Source organism: Streptococcus sp. HMSC078H12 (assembly GCF_001814615.1).
Classification (GTDB): domain Bacteria; phylum Bacillota; class Bacilli; order Lactobacillales; family Streptococcaceae; genus Streptococcus; species Streptococcus salivarius_F.
Genome location: NZ_KV817317.1, coordinates 1 through 18866, shown reverse-complemented (window position 1 = coordinate 18866; position 18866 = coordinate 1). Strand labels below are relative to the sequence as shown.

17 protein-coding genes and 3 tRNA genes are annotated in these 18866 nt (G+C 38.0%); 4 read left to right on the top strand and 16 right to left on the bottom strand.

The window, feature by feature from the left end; all coding sequences use genetic code 11:
• Positions 1-114: 114 nt before the first annotated feature.
• From ftsH to HMPREF2979_RS04280, 15 genes are all read right to left on the bottom strand, one after another.
• On the bottom strand, positions 115-2094 hold the full coding sequence (ftsH, locus tag HMPREF2979_RS04350) for an ATP-dependent zinc metalloprotease FtsH (protein ID WP_070655314.1): 1980 nt from the start codon (positions 2092-2094) through the stop codon (positions 115-117).
• A gap of 19 nt (positions 2095-2113) precedes the next feature.
• Entirely contained in the window at positions 2114-2656 is a 543-nt protein-coding gene (hpt, locus tag HMPREF2979_RS04345; protein WP_002883962.1) for a hypoxanthine phosphoribosyltransferase, read from the bottom strand.
• A gap of 81 nt (positions 2657-2737) precedes the next feature.
• Complete coding sequence (gene tilS / locus HMPREF2979_RS04340; protein ID WP_070655312.1) at positions 2738-4003, bottom strand: tRNA lysidine(34) synthetase TilS; 1266 nt, start codon at positions 4001-4003, stop codon at positions 2738-2740.
• Positions 4003-5295: a serine hydrolase gene (locus HMPREF2979_RS04335; RefSeq protein ID WP_070655310.1), complete on the bottom strand. Its 1293-nt coding sequence runs from the start codon at positions 5293-5295 to the stop codon at positions 4003-4005. The genes tilS and HMPREF2979_RS04335 overlap by 1 nt, the downstream gene beginning before the upstream one ends.
• Positions 5292-5423 (bottom strand): SP_0009 family protein, encoded by a 132-nt coding sequence (locus HMPREF2979_RS04330; RefSeq protein WP_002883955.1) that lies wholly within the window; start codon positions 5421-5423, stop codon positions 5292-5294. The genes HMPREF2979_RS04335 and HMPREF2979_RS04330 overlap by 4 nt, the downstream gene beginning before the upstream one ends.
• Positions 5423-5794, bottom strand: coding sequence for an FtsB family cell division protein (locus tag HMPREF2979_RS04325; protein WP_037597264.1), 372 nt, complete (start codon positions 5792-5794; stop codon positions 5423-5425). The genes HMPREF2979_RS04330 and HMPREF2979_RS04325 overlap by 1 nt, the downstream gene beginning before the upstream one ends.
• Complete coding sequence (locus HMPREF2979_RS04320; protein ID WP_002948594.1) at positions 5778-6053, bottom strand: RNA-binding S4 domain-containing protein; 276 nt, start codon at positions 6051-6053, stop codon at positions 5778-5780. Before HMPREF2979_RS04320 ends, HMPREF2979_RS04325 begins: the two co-directional genes overlap by 17 nt.
• 184 nt (positions 6054-6237) lie before the next feature.
• Positions 6238-9744, bottom strand: a complete 3507-nt coding sequence (gene mfd, locus HMPREF2979_RS04315) for a transcription-repair coupling factor (protein WP_070655308.1) — start codon at positions 9742-9744, stop codon at positions 6238-6240.
• Positions 9737-10306, bottom strand: coding sequence for an aminoacyl-tRNA hydrolase (gene pth, locus HMPREF2979_RS04310; RefSeq protein ID WP_013989873.1), 570 nt, complete (start codon positions 10304-10306; stop codon positions 9737-9739). The genes mfd and pth overlap by 8 nt, the downstream gene beginning before the upstream one ends.
• 72 nt (positions 10307-10378) lie before the next feature.
• Positions 10379-11494 (bottom strand): redox-regulated ATPase YchF, encoded by a 1116-nt coding sequence (gene ychF, locus HMPREF2979_RS04305; RefSeq protein WP_002883967.1) that lies wholly within the window; start codon positions 11492-11494, stop codon positions 10379-10381.
• A gap of 209 nt (positions 11495-11703) precedes the next feature.
• Entirely contained in the window at positions 11704-11895 is a 192-nt protein-coding gene (locus HMPREF2979_RS04300) for a DUF951 domain-containing protein (RefSeq protein ID WP_002886272.1), read from the bottom strand.
• Between the two features lie 51 nt (positions 11896-11946).
• Positions 11947-13083: a DNA polymerase III subunit beta gene (gene dnaN, locus HMPREF2979_RS04295; protein WP_014633747.1), complete on the bottom strand. Its 1137-nt coding sequence runs from the start codon at positions 13081-13083 to the stop codon at positions 11947-11949.
• Between the two features lie 154 nt (positions 13084-13237).
• Positions 13238-14602: a chromosomal replication initiator protein DnaA gene (dnaA, locus tag HMPREF2979_RS04290; protein WP_049553505.1), complete on the bottom strand. Its 1365-nt coding sequence runs from the start codon at positions 14600-14602 to the stop codon at positions 13238-13240.
• Positions 14603-14839: 237 nt separating this feature from the next.
• The gene (locus tag HMPREF2979_RS04285; RefSeq protein ID WP_014635206.1) at positions 14840-15607 is read right to left on the bottom strand and encodes a ParB/RepB/Spo0J family partition protein; all 768 of its coding nucleotides are present in this window, start codon (positions 15605-15607) and stop codon (positions 14840-14842) included.
• Between the two features lie 65 nt (positions 15608-15672).
• A complete protein-coding gene (locus tag HMPREF2979_RS04280; RefSeq protein ID WP_070439652.1) occupies positions 15673-16908 on the bottom strand; it encodes a S1C family serine protease in 1236 nt (411 codons plus the stop codon).
• 205 nt (positions 16909-17113) lie between these two features.
• Here HMPREF2979_RS04280 and rlmH point away from each other — a divergent pair, with 205 nt between their 5' ends.
• Positions 17114-17593, top strand: a complete 480-nt coding sequence (gene rlmH, locus HMPREF2979_RS04275; protein WP_014632473.1) for a 23S rRNA (pseudouridine(1915)-N(3))-methyltransferase RlmH — start codon at positions 17114-17116, stop codon at positions 17591-17593.
• A gap of 15 nt (positions 17594-17608) precedes the next feature.
• Complete coding sequence (locus tag HMPREF2979_RS04270) at positions 17609-18292, top strand: YoaK family protein (RefSeq protein ID WP_002883977.1); 684 nt, start codon at positions 17609-17611, stop codon at positions 18290-18292.
• A 24-nt stretch (positions 18293-18316) separates the two neighbouring features.
• On the opposite strand, the gene HMPREF2979_RS04265 is transcribed toward HMPREF2979_RS04270, so the two are convergent.
• A tRNA-Arg gene (locus tag HMPREF2979_RS04265) sits at positions 18317-18390 on the bottom strand.
• A gap of 186 nt (positions 18391-18576) precedes the next feature.
• On the opposite strand from HMPREF2979_RS04265, the gene HMPREF2979_RS04260 reads away from it, so the two are divergent.
• Together HMPREF2979_RS04260 and HMPREF2979_RS04255 are read left to right on the top strand one after the other, a co-directional pair.
• Positions 18577-18648, top strand: a tRNA-Glu gene (locus HMPREF2979_RS04260).
• Positions 18649-18670: 22 nt separating this feature from the next.
• Positions 18671-18744, top strand: a tRNA-Asn gene (locus tag HMPREF2979_RS04255).
• Positions 18745-18866 lie beyond the last annotated feature (122 nt).

Below are 18866 nucleotides of genomic sequence, written 5' to 3'. Positions count from 1 at the left end.
TATCATCCCTCACTTGTCTTGTCAATAACTTTCAGTGATTTTAATTTTCTTTTTTTATAATGTTTTTAATGGTATTCTTCTCTCGATTCAACTAAAAAAGAAGAGTAAAACTCCTTACTCTTCTTCATCTTTATTTTTATTTTCAATTCTTTCTTTGACTTCGTCGTAAGATAGGGCATGGTTATCTTCTTCTGAATCTCCAAGAGAATCCTCCGGCATCTTACCAGTCTCATAAATTGACTTGATTTGTGCAGCATCAAGTGTTTCATACTTAAGCAAAGCTTCTGCAATAAGAGCATGTGTTTCTCGATTTGCATTGATAATTTCAGCTGCTTTGTCATGTGCCTCAACTAAAAGTGATCGAATTTCTTCGTCAATAAGTTGAGCTGTATGAGCTGAGTAAGACTTGTCTGTCGTAAATTGTCCTGGATTCATCGCATGATTACCTTCATATTGGACTGGTCCAAGTTTTTCGCTCATACCATATTCAGTAACCATTGCACGTGCTAACTGTGTTGCTTGCTCAAAGTCATTTGAAGCACCTGATGTTTGAACGTTGAAAATAATTTCTTCTGCAACACGTCCACCCATAAGTCCTGCCAATTGTTCTTTTAGCTCATCTTTAGATGACAACATCTGATCCTCTTTTGGTAGAGAAATCATATAACCACCTGCGCGACCTCGTGGAACAATAGTAACCTTGTGAACATCACGAGCGCTAGAAAGTGTTAAACCAACAATTGTATGACCTGCTTCATGGTAAGCCACAACTTTACGTTCGTGTTCTGAAACTTGGCGGTCTTTCTTAGATGGTCCAGCAATAACACGATCCTCTGCTTCGTCGATATCACTAGCATCAATTCTAGTCTTACTACGTCGTGCAGCAACTAGGGCTGCTTCATTCAAGACATTCTCTAAGTCAGCTCCAACAAAACCTGGAGTTTGTTGAGCAACAACTTTAAGGTCAACATCTTCAGCCAATGGTTTATTCTTGGCATGGACTTTCAAGATAGCTTCTCGGCCTTTTACATCTGGGCGACCGACAAGAACTTTACGGTCAAAACGTCCTGGACGTAGGAGGGCTGGGTCAAGAACATCACTACGGTTGGTTGCAGCAATGACAATGATATTCTCATTTCCATCAAAACCATCCATTTCAATCAACAGTTGGTTAAGGGTTTGTTCGCGTTCGTCGTTACCACCGCCCATTCCAGTACCACGACGACGCCCAACCGCATCGATTTCATCAATAAAGATAATAGCACGTTCAGCCTTTTTAGCGTCTTCAAAAAGACTACGAACACGACTTGCTCCGACACCGACAAACATCTCTACAAAGTCAGAACCTGAGATACTAAAGAAAGGAACATCTGCTTCACCAGCTACAGCTTTAGCAAGAAGAGTTTTACCTGTCCCTGGAGGACCTTCAAGGAGGACACCTTTAGGGATACGTGCACCCAGTGCCTTGTATTTACGTGGATTTTTGAGGAAATCTACAACTTCTACAAGTTCTTCTTTTTCTTCTTCAGCACCAGCCACATCTGTAAAGCGAACTTTAATATTCTCTTTTGATTGTGTCTTAGCACGATTGCGGCCAAAGTTCATAGCTCCACGGTTACCACCTTGATTCATCATGAAAAGGAAGAAAATGGCAATCCCAATCAAAGGTATGTAACTAAAAAGATATGAAATCCAAGCACCACTTGAACTTTCACGTATCATTTTAACATTAACATCAGCTGCTTCTGATGCTGATTGCAATGCCTGCATGGTTGTTTCATTCTGAAGCACAGTTGACGTAAAGCTACGTGTCTCTGATGATGCACCACCTAAAAATGGTAGACTAAGGTCAGTATCAACCTTCTCAGCCTTTTTGTAGCTACCTTTAACTTCAATGATACTACCGTCTGGCTGATAAGTGATAGATTTTACCTTACCATCTTCAATTTTCTTAACCAACTGTGTGTAAGACAATTGTTGACTTGGGCTTTGGCTTCCTCCTGCAAAGTATTGTACTCCAGTTACAACCGCAATAATAACTATGATGTAGAGAAAAGCATTCCGTAAGAAGCCATTATTATTTTTATTATTCATAAATTAATTAGACCTTTACTTATTTTGTATAAATTTCTTCTTTTAGGACACCGACATAAGGGAGGTTACGGTATTTTTCATCATAGTCTAGTCCGAAACCAACGATAAATTCATTAGGGACATCATAACATACGTAATCTGCCTCAATATCAACAACACGACCCTCTGGTTTATCAAAAAGAGTTGCGATTTTGACTGAATTGGCTTTACGGTACTTGAACATATCTCGAAGATAAAGGAGCGTACGACCTGTATCAATGATATCTTCAATAAAGATGATGTCTCGTCCTTCAACATTAGTGTCAACATCTTTAAGAATCTTTACTTCACCACTGCTGACAGTTCCGCCACCATAACTTGAAACGACCATAAAGTCCATCTCAATATGGGTATCAATATGTTTGATAAGTTCTGCCATAAATGGAACAGCACCTTTCAAAACACAGACTAGAAGAGGATTTTTCCCCGCATAATCCTCTGTCAGTTGTTGTCCTAGTTCTTTAGTTTTAGCTACGATATCCTCTTGGGAAAAGAGGACTTTTTTAATGTCTTTTTCTAACATTTGGGTTCCCTTTCTCGAAGTCAATATTCTGTTATTATACCACTTTTACTTCAATCATCGTTATTTGAACATGGTATTTGATTAGAAATTCTTATAAATGACTACAGTGCCATAAAGTATAGCATTTTCAGGTCTTTTTTTCAAATAGAGACGCCCAGCAACATAAAGAAAAATAATATGACCATCTTGTTCTCCTACAATGGCTTTTTGACGATCCTTCTCTAAAATCTTATTGTCTATAAACAGTCGTCTTAATTTTTTATGGTGACTACCAAGGTCAATCTTATCGCCTTCTTTTCTATGACGAATCACTATTGGGGCATCTGACCAAATGCTAATAGCATCTGTGTTAGAAACGTCATTGAATTCTGAAAAAGTCAAGGTATAATCCTCAAACTCAACAGATTTTCCAAATTCTAAGAGACAAGGAGGGGATAAAGAGATAGCCTCTTCTTTCCTTATAAGGAAAGAAGTCTGTGTTTTTACTAGTTCGTAACCATTTTTTAGGGGGATCTTTCCTGAAACATTTTTCCTTAGATAACTTATCAATTGATTAAATTGGCCTTTAGAAAGCTGTAAATCAGGAAAGGTATCTAAATAGTTCTGAAGAAGAAAGATCTGGACAGCATCTGACTGTTGCTGAAAAACAGATAAATCAGTAATAGTAATATTCTTTGTTAACTCCCCTAAAGCTTGCTTCATAAGACCAATCTCCTCGGCTAAAAGACAAAGGTGCTCCTTAAATTTAGGATTTTCCTGAGATAAGGTAGGAAGATAGGTCAATCTGATACGATTCCGAAGATAGGCTAGTGACATATTACTCCTATCTTCAAAATGGAAAGTTACTGGAAGCTGATCTTTCGTAAGATGCAAAAAGGGACGAATAATCTGACCAGTACCAAATGGTCTGATAGCTGAAATTCCTGTCAGGTGTCTTAAACGACTTCCTCTCAACAGTCTCATAAAAATCGTCTCTGCTTGATCATCTGCATGATGGGCTGTTACAAGAGCAGAGTAATCATAATCTTTCATGACCCGCTTAAAAAACTCATAGCGAAAGGTACGGGCAGCATTTTCTGAAAACTTTCCTGAGAAGGCACTATGGTGAAAAGGGACCTTATGTTCCTCTGCCCAATGACGTAAATACGCTTCTTCATGCTCCGACTCTTGTCGTTGTTTATGGTTAACGTGAGCAATTCCCAACTGAATATCCAAATCTTTTTGATGGTTATACAAAAAGTGCAGCAAACTCATAGAGTCTGCTCCACCTGATACTGCTACTAAAATTTTCTTGTGCTGGTTAAAATAACCCTTGGCTTGCATCATTTGCAACAATTTTTGTGTCATTATTTTAAAATTCCATAAACATCATCTGCAATTGAGGTGATTTTGTCATAGCCCTCTTTATCCGTAAAAATCGATAGAATAAAGGGAGAATCTGCATAAACAATAGCGACGTCATGTTTAAAGTCGTAGGCATCACCAATTTTATGAGCGACGGGAACATCAATGTTTTTGGAAATACGTTCGCCATCATAGTCCGTACTTGAAAGATAATTGATAATATCTCCATTTTGTCTATAAACAGCCTCCATCAAAGTACCTGCGGCTCTAGCAGTCAACTCCTTTTTATCCATATTCCACGAAGTCGCTGCGGCTTTATCTACTGATTTTTGGAAGGCCTTGTCATACTGATTGGTTACATAATAACCTAATATATTTGTCGCTACATTATCTGAGTTTTGGGCTACAGCCTTTAACAGATTTTCCAAGCTATAATTCTTATCATCAGGCATCTTACTAATCTTTCCAGAACCATCTGGATCATAGGCACCTGGAAAACCATTTACAGCAGAGGTATATTGATACTCATCTGATAATGATAATTTCTTTTGGGACAGACGTTCCTGTGCATAATAGAGTACTCCAAGCTTGGCTACGCTTGCTGCATACATGCTTTTTTCGTCATTGATAGCAGCTACTCGGTCCGTATCAAGCTGTTTAACATAAACTGAGATGCGCTCTTGATTGTTATACTTCTCATTAAGGACTTTTTGAACAGCCTCGATGCGATTGTCAGTCGTTGATAAATCAGAAGCGTTAATCCACCCCTCTCCGTCTACCAAATAATAAGTCCCTGCATGCGTCTGAGCTGCTTGGCTAACCTTAATGGGTTTAAAACTAGCGAGTTTGGAGTCAGCTTTTTCAGTTCCTAAAACGTAAGGTTCTTTGTATACCGTTAAACCATCTTTAGTCCAGAAGGTCATATCTACTGGTTTTCGATTATAGATACTGTCGTCTACAATTGATTTCTGACTAGCGGCTACATAATCACCATCTTGAAGTTGGAAAACAGGCTCACCTTTAGCATTCCAAAAAATAGCAGAAATCGATAGTTTGGTATCCGCTTGGATACTGGTTTTAAATTCTGTTAAATCCTTGTTCTTGTAAGTTAGGATAGTTGTTATCGTTCTTGGATTTTTAGGAATCTGTTTAAATTGAGTCAAGCTAGCTGTAGTATTTTGAGTCAATTTTTGGACCTGTTTTGGGGTCAGAGTTAGCTCCTTCTCCATAGGAAGTAAGACCAGGGGGCTAGAAGATACAAGCACAACAGTTGCAGCTATTAAGAGCTTTTTCATGCTTGCTTCTTCACCTCCTCTTTCCTCGGTAATTCCGTTTTAAGTTGCTGATTTTTTTCTGATAGTTCCTCTAACTTGGCTTCTGAATAGGTTAAAAAAGTTTCTACAGTTTTTAGTAAATCTTTCATTAGGGTAATAAGCTTGGTACAGGATAGATTGACTCTCCTTCACGTGAATAATAGTACTTAGCACGCGCATATTTCTCGGCGAAAGCATCATCCTTAAGTTTCTTAGCCAAATCCTTTCGTTCCTTTGTCTGATCCGACAATTTATCATAGTCTTTCTGAAGCGACAAGACTTCCTTCTCTTGCTGTTTGATATTCATATAGGTCTCAACCAGATTATAGGTTGGCAAGATAAAGAGTAAAACAACCACAAAGAGAATCCACCCCATAAAGCGATTCCTTTGTTCGTGTTCGGCACGCTCTAATCGTTGCTCTTGATTGGCACTATCAATGTAATCATTCGTAAGCTGTACAATATTAGGCTTCTTGCTCATCTACTTCAATCCTTGTTTCACTTATAATCTCGTACATTTTTGCCGCATCTTCTTTTTTCGTACTATCTTTCATTTCTAGAACACGGACAGTCAAGAGTTTATTTCCAAAACGAACTTCCACTTGGTCACCAATTTTTAAATCTGTAGATGACTTAGCGAGTACACCATTTACTTTTATACGCCCTTTATCAGCCACTTCTTTAGCCACTGGACGGCGTTTGATAATTCGTGATACTTTTAAATATTTGTCTAATCTCAATGTTACTGTTTCCTTTTCGTTAGGATATCTCTTCTATGATAGCATTTTTTTTAGAAAATAGGGGACTAAAGCCTTTTCAATACAAAAATAAGAGGATCGACACTAGTCGACCCTCTCAGGAGATTTATGAAAAAGAAAAGTTTTAGGATGTTTTATAGTATAGAGAGACTTACTTAAACTTTCCTTAAGCTTCTTTTTTTTCTTTACGTTCTTTGATTTCCATAAATGTCTGTCCAAAAATCTTTAATTCTTCAAGAATTTCATAGTCTTTCTTGTTACGAACATCAAAAGTAATCTCTACTTTCCCCTGGTTATCACTGATTTTTGCTTTTAAATGCGTTTTAGAGATGGCTTCGAAATAATCTTGAGTCAAGAAGAATTTGAGAGAGGCTTTTTCGAAACGAACAATAATAGTATCGTTCTTACGCTCAACTAATTCTGCAAAGGCAGCATCCAAATAAGCCTTAACCAGACCAATCTCAATGAGATAGGCAACTTGGTCTGGATATTCTCCAAAGCGGTCAATAAGCTCATCTTGAAGGTCTTGATAGTCTTTCTGATTCTCAATTTCTCGAATACGCTTATAAATTTCAATTTTTTGGCGCTCGTCAGAAATATAGTCGGAAGGGAGGTAAGCATCAATCTGAAGATTGAACTCTGCATTTCCTTTACGGCGAACTTGAATTTTACCTTGACGTTTATTGATAGCCTCTTCCAGGAGTTGTGAGTACATTTCGAACCCGACTGAATCGATGAATCCACTTTGAGAAGCACCAAGAATGTTCCCGGCACCACGAATTGATAAGTCACGCATGGCAATTTTGAAACCTGATCCCAGTTCTGTAAAGCCCTTAATAGCATCCAATCGCTTCTCAGAGACTTCCGTCAACACTTTGTCAGGACGATACATGAGATAGGCATAAGCAATTCGATTACTACGCCCCACACGACCTCTCAACTGATAAAGAGTAGATAAGCCCATATGATCTGCATTCTCAATAAAGAGCGTATTAACGTTGGAGATATCGATCCCTGTCTCGATAATAGTCGTTGCTACCAAAACATCGTAATCACCATTCAAGAAATCCAAGAGGGTATTCTCCAACATAACCTCACTCATCTGACCATGAACAAATCCGATACGTGCTTCAGGGACTAGCTCATGTAGTTCAGAAACTTTTTGATCAATGGTTTCAACACGATTATAAACATAAAAAATCTGGCCGCCTCGGTCCATCTCTCTTAATATCGCTTCTCGAATAAGACCAGGATTGGTTTCCATAACATAAGTTTGAACTGGATAACGGTTGGTAGGTGCTGTCTCAATAATCGACAAATCACGAATACCTAACATAGACATATGAAGCGTACGAGGAATAGGTGTCGCAGTTAGAGTAAGGACATCAACCTTAGCTTTCAACTCCTTAAGTTTCTCTTTATGCTTCACGCCAAAACGTTGTTCTTCATCAATTACTAGCAAGCCTAAATCAGAAAACTTAACATCTTTGGACAGCAGGCGGTGGGTACCGATAATAATATCAATACGCCCTTTAGCTAAATTTTCAATAGTCTCATTTTGCTCTTTTTTACTTCTAAAACGACTGAGTTCATCTACCTCAACAGCATGATTTTCAAAACGTTCTTTAAAATTCAAATAATGCTGATGGGCAAGAACTGTTGTAGGAACTAGGATAGCAACTTGCTTTCCATCATTGACCGCCTTGAAGGCAGCACGCATAGCTACCTCTGTCTTACCAAAACCAACATCACCAACCAAGAGACGATCCATGGGTTTGTCTGACTCCATGTCTGCCTTAATTTCCTTGATAGAACGCAATTGATCTTCTGTCTCAGCATAGGCAAAATCATCTTCGAAATCCCTTTGATTATCATCATCTGGTGAAAATGCAAAACCTTTAAGTTGACTACGCTCAGCGTAAAGTTTTAAGAGATCATCGGCAATATCCTCTACTTGCTTGCTTACTTTTTGTTTAGTTTTTTGGAAACGCCCATCATTGAGTTTATTAATTTTAGGCTCTTTCCCGTCCGCTGACACATACTTAGAGAGACTCTCAATCTGCTCAACAGGTAGAGAAATTGTTGCAGCATCCTGATATTGGATGGTCAAGTAGTCACGATGCACCCCTTTAATCTCAATAGTCTCGATACCTTTAAATTGCCCGATACCATGAGTCTGGTGTACAACATAATCACCCTTTTCGAGTTCATTGTAATCTTTGAGACGCTCAGCATTGGAAACGTGACTGGCACGCGCACGACGTTTTACTTTTTTATGAAAAATCTCACGTTCAGTGACAAGAACAAGCTTTTCATCCGCAAAGTAAAAACCATTGGATAAGTTTCCTAGGACTAACTGAGGCTTATGAGGTATCAAATCTCCAAAGCTACTAAGGGGTAAATCTAAATCATATTCTTCCAAGGTTTCCTTCAAAGATTTGAGCTGCTTCTCAGACCCCACTTGTAAAATAACTGTTGCCTTATTCTTGGTATAGCGATGTATTTCATCAACTAGAAGTGGGAACTGGTTAAAGAACTCTTGCATAGGGTATTGCGTGAATTGATACAACTTATCAAATTTAAGATTTCCCAATCCCTTATGAAAATTCGAAAAGAAACTAGCTGGCTGATAGTTACGTAAAGTCTTAAATGAATCCACTAAGTAATTTAGATGACTCAGAGACTTGCCCTGATGAAGATCCTCAGTTAAAAGATTAGCCACTTCCAACTCAAGACGTCCATGGCGGTCCACTATCTTTTGAAAATCATCAATGAATACAGGAGTTTCCTTTGGAAGGTAGTCAAATAAGGTGTAAGCTTTATCATAAAAGAGAGACAAAAACTTACGTAAATCTTTATGACGGTAACCATCAATCGTAACCGACAGAACCTCCTCAAGGTAAGCCTTATGAGGACCTTCTGCCTTTGAGGCCGCACTTTCTAGGGTCTTCTCAGCACGTTGGTAATCTTCTCTTGTTAAGATAATATCATCTGCCGGAGATACGATAATATGCTCTAAATTATCTAAAGATTTCTGACTATCGCTATCAAACTGACGAATACCATCAATCTCATCTCCAAAAAATTCTAAACGGTAGGGGAGTTCTGCAGTCAGTTCATAAATATCTAAAATATCGCCCCTACGACTGAACTCACCAGGGGAGAGAACCTGCTCTACCCTTTGGTATCCAATATGAGTCAGATGCTTACTGAGAGCCTCTAAATCATGTTCTTCCCCTAGTGCTAAGTTAATACGAGAGTCTTTATAAACCTTAGGGTTAGGCAAATGTAACTTAGTCCCAACTAAACTCGTGACCAAAACCCCACTGGCCTCTTTATCTATTAAAAAATTAAGACTTTCGAGACGAGAATGGGTCTTTTCTGGAGAAGCGAAGATAAACTCTGCAGCTACTACATCATCTGCAAAAAAAGAATAAACCTTATCCTCTCCTAAGATAGCTGACAAATCTCCTGTTAGTTGCTCAGCTTCATTTTGTGTTGAAGTAACGATTAGAATCTTAGGAACCTGCTCAGAAAGGGCAGATGCCATGACAACTGCCTTGCTGGAACCAGAAAATCCCATAACCAACTGTCTACTCAATAAAGTTACTTTATCACGCCACTCAAGCAATTGAGGATTCTTCTCAAAAAGATCTAATAGGGTATTAGCCATTATAACGCCTCATGGTGTCTTCGAAATCATTGGTTTTAAGGTAATGATTGAGGGCCGTCTCTACCTTGTCTAAAGTCAGTAAAATTGTGGCATAATCATCTTCACTAAATTTTCCAAGGACATGATTAACGACCGTCATTCCTTTCTGTGGGCGACCAATACCAATTTTTATACGGTCAAATTCTTGAGTGCCAGTTTCAGCAATAATAGATTTAATCCCATTATGACCACCTGCTGAACCTTTTTGACGAAAGCGCAGTTTCCCAACTTCCATATCTAAGTCATCGTAAATAACGATAAAATCCTCCATGGGAATATTGTAATAAGCTAGCAATGCTCTAACAGCTAGACCAGATAGATTCATAAAGGTCGTTGGTTTCACAAAATAAACCTTTTCACCGTTTAAAAAGGTCGAAGCCACTTCAGCCTTAAAGGTCTTTTCTTCAGAAAAGGTTAATCCCAGTTCCTTAGCCATTAGGTCAATAGCCATAAAACCAACATTGTGACGTGTCTCATGGTATTTTGAACCAGGATTTCCCAAGCCAACTACTAATTTTGTCATTATTTCTCCTCTTTGATAAACAGCAAAAGGACTGAAAAATACTTTTCAGCCTTGTGCACTATTTTTTATTTTCTAAACGTTGAAACGGAATTCCATAATATCGCCATCTTGGACAACATATTCTTTTCCTTCTTCACGAAGGCGACCAGCTTCCTTAACAGCTTTCTCAGAACCATATTTAATGAGATCATCGTAAGACATGGTTACAGCACGGATAAAGCCTTTCTCGAAGTCAGAGTGGATAATTCCTGCTGCTTGTGGAGCCTTGATGCCGCGTTTAAAGGTCCAAGCACGTACTTCTTTCTCACCAGCAGTAAAGTAAGTTCCAAGACCAAGCAAGTGATAGGCTGCGCGTGTCAGTTTATCAACTCCTGATTCTGTCAAACCAAGGTCTTCCAAGAACATTTCTTTGTCTTCATCATCCAATTCAGAAATTTCTTCCTCAACACGTGCCGAGATAACAACTACTTCTGCATTTTCAGTCGCTGCAAACTCACGAATTTGTTTGACATAATCAATATCATCAGGATTTGCGACTTGGTCTTCATCAACGTTAGCCACATAAAGTACTGGTTTTGTTGTCAAGAGGAAGAGTCCCTTAACAATTTTTTGCTCTTCCTCAGTAAAATCAATCGTACGTGCAGACTTACCATCTTCTAGAACAGGTTTAATCTTTTGAAGAATATTAAACTCTGCCACAGAATCTTTATCTTTTTGTGTACGCGCAATTTTTTCGACACGCGCATAACGTTTGTTAATTGATTCAAGGTCAGCCAAAATCAATTCTAGGTTGATTGTATCGATATCGGCCATAGGATCTACAAAGGCATCCTCACGCCCTTGTTCACGCATAACATTTTCATCATCGAAAGCACGAACGACATGGACAATAGCATCTACTTCACGAATGTTCGCCAAGAACTTATTTCCAAGACCTTCACCCTTTGATGCTCCTTTTACGATACCCGCAATATCTGTGAACTCAAATGTGGTTGGAACTGTCTTTTTAGGGGTAATAAGTTCAGTCAGTTTCGTCAAACGCTCGTCTGGTACCTCAACCATTCCGACGTTTGGATCAATTGTCGCGAAAGGATAGTTAGCAGCTTCCGCACCCGCTTTTGTAATTGCATTGAAAAGAGTTGATTTACCAACGTTTGGCAAACCAACGATACCTGCTGTTAAAGCCATTAATTTATTTCTCCATAAAAAAGTAATTCAGTTAATTATAACACAAAAATTGTTAAAAATAGGCAACTTCCCTTTGAGAATCATAAAAAGGAAAGCAAGGCAAAGAATGCTATAAAGAAGATAATTAGGGACTCTAGAAAGTTTTTATATTGCTAGTAAACTAATTTTCTTAACACAAGAACCTCATTATATAGACTCCCCAATGTCTGTTATAAAACCTTCTTAAGTTTCTTTTCGAAATCATGACGACTCATCATAACCACATGATCACAATTCGTACAACGAATCTTAATGTCAGCTCCAAGACGGGTCACTTCCCATTCATTAGCTTTTTTTCCTGTTGCTTTGATGGTACAAGCATGTGGTTTTTTCATTTCAACTAAACTTCCAATTTGGTACATAAACTCCCTCTCTAGTAAAAAAGTTATCCACAGTGGATAACTTTTTCGATTTTAGTTTGTTCTTACAGGTGTAATCAATTGAATAAAATTCTCACTGTCATCTGCTGGCGTCAAAGTAAATGGACGCACCGGTGAAATGAAACGTACACGGACAGTCTCACTCTTAAGAGCTTTCAAAGCATCTATTAGGTAGGTTGGGTTGAAACTAATGACCAAATCACTACCAGAAACATCTTGCACATCAATATCCTCATTCACCTTTCCGACTTCTGGTGAATTAACATGGGCACTGACACTGCCATTGATGATTTCGAGTTTGACGGTACCACTTTGACTAGCATTAGAAATCAAATATGAACGTTCCATAGCAGAACGAAGGCTAGCAGTCTCGAAAACAACTTCTGTTTCAAATGAATCAGACAAGAGACGATTCGTGTCTGGATAATTTCCTTCAAGTAGACGTGTATAGAAAGAAATTGTTTCACTACGGAATAGAATTTGATTTGCTGAGAAGAAAACCTCTAAGTTTTCAATATCATCGCTAAAGACTGCCGATAATTCTTTAAGTGAGCGACTTGGGATTACAACATCAAAGTTATCCGCAGAATGCTCCAAAACAAGTTGACGTTGGCTCATTCGGTGAGAGTCTGTTGCTACAGCTTTGAGATCTTTATGATTTGAAAGAACAAAGTGAACCCCAGTTAAAATTGGACGACTTTCTTGTGTGCTTGCTGCGAATGAAGTTTCAGCAATGATAGATTTTAACACTTTTGTGTCCATGAGTAATGGCGTCAAGCTATCAACTTCCTGAATACGGGGATATTGTTCGACATCTTTCCCTTTCAAGGTAATTTCTGATTTACCACTTTTCAGTAAAACTTGGTATTGTTCGATTTCTTCAAAAGTAAGGGTAACATCAGGCAAGCTTGAGACAACATTAATGAAAAAGTTTGCTTCCAAAAGGATACTACCTGGCTGCGTAATTAATAGGCCTGCATTTTCTTCTGAAACTGAGATACTATTTTCAATTGAGATTTGCCCATTTGATCCTGTCAAATAGATACCATCTTTGGTAACTTCGATTTTAATCGTTGATAGAATTGGGATAGCATTTTTAGAAGAAATAGCACGGCGAGTTGTATGAAGTGCTTGTAAGAAATAAGCTTTATTAATCGCAAATTGAATCATGATGCTCCTTTATTTTATTAGTATTATTTTAGTAGTAGTAGTAGGTCTTGTGGACACTGTGCATAAGTCTACAAAACATAGTTTTATCAAGGCTTTAAACTTGTGCACAGCCTGTGGAAAAGTTTGGATAATTTTTAATAGTTATCCACAAGTGTCATTTTATCTTGTTTTTGATGGTATCAATTTCAATGCGTAAACTGTCATCTTGAGCAATCATATTTTTGATTTTATTGTATGCATGTAAGACAGTTGAGTGATCTCTTCCGCCAAATTCTTTTCCAATTTTTGGAAGGGAGTTATCAGTCATTTCACGCGCAAGATACATGGCTACCTGACGTGCCAAGACAATATTTTGTGTTCGTTTAGTTGCCTTGATCTCTTTTACAGTGACATTATAAAATTTTCCTACCTCAGTTTGGATATCCTCAATCGGAATAAGAGTTAATTTAGGACCATCCATTTTACGTGCGCGAATGGCTTCGGCAGCTACTTCAACTGTGATAGTATCTAACTGGCGAACATTGGCAACTAAGCTAATATCTTTTAAGGCCCCTTCTAAGTCACGGACATTTGAATCAAATTGGCCAGCTAAATACTCAATTGTTTCAGGAGGAAAATGATAATCATAGTCCATAATCTTATTAGTAAGAATGGCCACTCGCGTTTCAAAGTCGGGTGGTGTGATATTAACGGTTAACCCCCATTTAAAGCGCGTGACAAGACGCTCTTCCATCTCGTTCAATTGATCTGGATTACGGTCGCTGGTCAGGACAATTTGTTTATTATTATTGTGAAGGACATTGAAAGTATTGAAAAATTCCTCTTGAGTGGCTTGCGTTGATTTTTTAGCCAATGATTGAATATCATCAATTAAGAGAACGTCCAGATGACGGTATTTAAGTTTTAGTTCATCCATTTTATCTAAACGGATATGGACAACAAATTCATTAATGAAATTCTCTGCAGTAATGTATTTGATACGTGCTTGAGGATTATCATGTAAGACCTTGTTACCAATGGCATTGAGTAAGTGAGTTTTTCCGAGACCAGGTCCTCCATAAATAAATAGAGGGTTATACGTAGCTCCTGGTGAATCAGCTACAGCTAAAGATGCAGCAACTGACCAACGGTTTTCATCCCCCTGAATAAAATTATCAAAGGTGTACTTACTATTCAAGTCAGAGTCCAATGTAGGAAGAGCAGGTGTTTGCTGTTCCTTTTTATTGCCAAAGTCATTGTTTGTTACAGTTGAATTTGCCTCGTTTAAGAGTGCTTCGTCAAAGACGTACTCAACTTTGATTTCACTATTATAGGCTTCAAAACCAGCCATCAAAATGAAAGATTGCATATTCTTTTCCCAGAATAGCTTTTTGACTTCCTCAAGCAGAATTGTAGCAACGTTATCTTGAACTTTGATGAGCTTGGTATCTAGGACATAATAATCAAAAGTGGCTTGTGTTAGTTCCTCTTTGGCCAGCTCTAAGAGCTTATTCCAAAAAAAATGCTCTTTTTCGGTCATTCCATCAATTCTCCTTCTTTATTCTTGTTCTCTGATTCTATCATAAAACAAAAAAGTTTTCCACAGGTCCGAAGATAAAAGTTCCCTAAGTTATCCACAAGGAAAAAAGACAATTCACATTGTGCACAAGAGTTATCCACAAGTTGTGAATAAAAAAAGAAACCCTCTCAAATAAAGGGAGGGCAACCATTTTATGATGTGGATAAGTTTGTTTCTTTTTTCTCCTCAATTCACAGGTCAAATAAGCTTGTTGATAATTCTGTTAAAATCTTCTTCCGTCGAAAAGTGGATCTGAATAGTTCCAGAGTGATTTTTGTGATAACGAAGAGTAACGGGGAGACCAAGTGATTTTTCCAGTTCTTTTTCTTTATCTTTTATATGAATATCTTTTTTTGATTTTTGTTTTTTTGGAAGTTCTTGAAGTCTTTTTTCCAGGGTACGAACTGACCATTTTTCAGTAAGGACCTGATGATAGATAGTTAATTGCTTTTTTGTATCCTCAACAGCTAAAAGTGCTCTAGCATGTCCTTGACTCAGTTTGCCATTTTCGATACTCGTCTGTATCTCTTGGGGAAGTTGGAGGAGTCTGAGAGCGTTACTGATATAAGGTCTGGATTTCCCCATAGCTTTCGCCAGTTCCTCGTGACTATAAGCTAGCTCATTAATTAAACTACGATAGGCCTTTGCTTCTTCAATGGGATTGAGATTCGATCGTTGTAAATTTTCAATAATAGCTTGTTTACGACTCTCTTGATCTGTAACTTCCTTTACAACTGCAGGGATTTCTGTCATTCCTAGACGTTTACAGGCACGTAAACGTCTTTCCCCAGCAATTAGTTCATAACCAATAATATCCGATTTTCGGACAATGATTGGCTGTATTAGTCCATTTTCTGCAATCGATTGGCTTAGCTCCGCTAATTCTTCATCAGAGAACTCTATACGAGGTTGAAAAGGATTGGGATAGATGTCACTAATAGGTAAAGCTTTGAGTTGTTCTTGCATGTTATTCCTTTCCAAAAAAGACCTTTACATTATTGTAAAGGTCTTTTGACAGATTTGTCAACGACTTAGTCAGACAAGTCTTCTGTAGATTTTGTTAATTTAAGTTCTTCAGTTTTCTTCTCTTTACCACGATAGAAGGTTACCTTGATTGTATCTCCAATACTATGGCTGTAAAGATTGGTTTGAATATCAGTTTTTGAGCTGATTTCCTTACCGTCAATTTCAGTGATAACATCATTTTCTTGAAGTTTACCGTCAGCTGGCATACCTTTTTGAACGCTGCCGACTACAACTCCAGCTTTCACATCATCTGGTAAATCTAATTTAGAAGTTGCACTGCTAGAAAGGCTATTAAGATCGGCCATTGAGATTCCTAGGGCTGGTCGTGTAACTTTACCGTCTTTTTCCAATTGATTGATGATTTCGACAACATCGTTTGATGGAATGGCAAATCCCATACCTTCAACGGCGCTACCAGCGACTGCTGACGTTGATGAAATTTTACTTGAGTTAATACCGATAACTTGACCTTCGATATTGACTAAGGCACCACCTGAGTTACCAGGGTTAATGGCAGCATCTGTTTGGATAGCATTTGTTGAAACAGTTTCACCATTGTCGTTTTGCATAGTTACGGTACGGCTAAGGCTAGAAACGATTCCCTCTGTTACTGAGTTGGCATATTCGGTACCAAGTGGGCTACCGATAGCAATTGCCTTCTCACCGACTGTGAGAGAGTTTGAGTCTGCAAATTCTGCTACGGTTTTAATTTTATCTGAAGAAACTTTGACAACTGCTAGGTCAGAGTAAGTATCTTTACCAACGAGTTCACCAGTAATTTTTGATCCATCTGAAAGCATGATTTCAAGTTTTTTAGCGCCATCGACAACGTGGTTGTTGGTTACGATATAAGCCTCTTTACCATCCTTTTTATAGATGACACCGGAACCTTCACCAGCGACTTGCAACCCATCAGAATCTTTTGATTTGTCTTGGCTAGAATCAGAACTATCATCTCCACCAAAGATACGGCCATAAAGTTCATTTAGAGAATCTGAAGATGACCCTTCTTGGTAATTGATGACAGAAACAACGGCATTTTGTACTTTCTTAACAGCTTTAGTTGTATCTGTTGTATTACTGTATACGGTCTTAGCTGTTTTAACACCTGTATCGGTTGAATTGGTAAAAGATACCCCTGCTGCTGTTAGTAGGATAAAGGCACCTAGTAAACCACCTAGTAAGCCAATAACAAGCATTGCAATTGGCGCTACTATTTTTTTCCAGTTAAATTTTTTCACGTTTAGTCCTCCTTTTTGATAAACATATCAAAGTAAGCTTAATTATATCATAAAGTGATTTTAAAAAACAGTTATCAACAGTCTGTGGATAAGTTTCAAAAAGTGTAGATAAGAAGCTATTTTATAGGGATAACTAAAGATTCTTAACAGTAAAAAGGTGTGGATAAGGTGTTAAAAGATTGTGGATATGTGCTATAATAAGCCTATGAAAGTTAAATTGATTACCGTTGGAAAATTGAAAGAAAAATATTTGAAAGATGGCATTGCGGAGTATGTCAAACGACTAGGACGCTTTACAAAATTTGAGTCTATAGAATTAACGGATGAAAAGACGCCAGATAATGCAAGCGAAGCTGAAAATAAAGCTATCCTAGACAAAGAGGGACAGCGTATCTTGGCTAAAGTAGGTGATCGTGATTATGTCATTGCCTTAGCTATTGAAGGAAAACAATTTCCCTCAGAACAATTTGCTAAAGAGTTAGAGCAAGCGACTCTTAGAGGCTATTCAGATATTACTTTTATTATAGGGGGAAGTTTGGGACTCTCTCCTACAGTGAAAAAGAGGGCTAATCAATTAATGAGTTTTGGTCTCTTAACGTTCCCTCATCAGCTTATGCGCCTTGTATTAGTAGAACAAATTTATCGCGCATTCATGATTCAGCAGGGAAGTCCTTACCATAAGTAGAAGAAGGAAACAGACATGTTCAGAATGAAAAAACGCTCCTATCGTGTTTTTGAAGGATTACGGGTAGCAACTCTAGTAAGTTATATAGGGGGCTTCATTGATGCCTATACTTACAATACTCAAGACGGACGATTTGCAAGTATTCAGACAGGTAATCTCCTTTATTTGGTTATTCATCTTGTTGAGGGGCATATTGCAAGAGCTTTCAGCTATGTGATACCTATTTTTTTCTTTGTTTTAGGTCAGTTTTTTGTTTTTTTTGTTAAGAAGTGGCTCATTAACCATAAATGGGGATGGCATTTGCAAGCGATTAGACTTGCCTTTCTCTTGATGACTATTCTCGCCATTATTACACCTTACGTTGATTCTACTATTACGATTGCAGGCTTGGCATTTTTTGCCTCTCTTCAGGTAGGGATTTTTAAGCGCGTCAGAGGGGTAAATTATGCTTCCTTCATGATGACTGGTAATATTACGAATACCTCTTTAACCGTTGCCAGGGCTATTGACGAGGGGGATCCCAAAGTGCTTAAACAAGCTTCTTACACTACTATTATCATCTTTACATTTATGGTAGGAGTTGCAGCCTCAACTTGGTTTGCTCAATATTTACATGAATACAGCCTATATACGACTTTGCTTCCCTTGCTTGTTTTAAACTATTTCCTATTTATCGAGGCAAAAGAAAAACGCAACTAGAGATTCTAGATTGCGTTTTTTATCTGATCCCAGCAGGATTCGAACCTGCGACCGTTCGCTTAGAAGGCGAATGCTCTATCCAGCTGAGCTATGGGACCAATAACTCTATTAGTTTACAAAATATATAGCAACATGTCAATACTTTGTAAAAGCAAGATAAAAACTAACGTAAAATTCGAATAAATTTAGCAAAATTTAATATTTTTTTTGAAAAAAAGTATAGACAAAATCGAATACTCTGATATAATAATAAGAGTGTTAACGAGATAAAAATCTCAGAACTTGGTCCGTTGGTCAAGGGGTTAAGACACCGCCTTTTCACGGCGGTAACACGGGTTCGAATCCCGTACGGACTATTTTTGCTACTTAGCAGTTTTATCCGCCATAGCTCAGTTGGTAGTAGCGCATGACTGTTAATCATGATGTCGTAGGTTCGAGTCCTACTGGCGGAGTGATAAGACACCTCAAGTTGTATAGCTTGAGTTTTTTTGTACCCAAAGATAAATAAGGTCTGGAACAATTGTTCCAGACCTATTTAATTTGGCTCCTTGTCAACTGTAGTGGGTGACGAAAA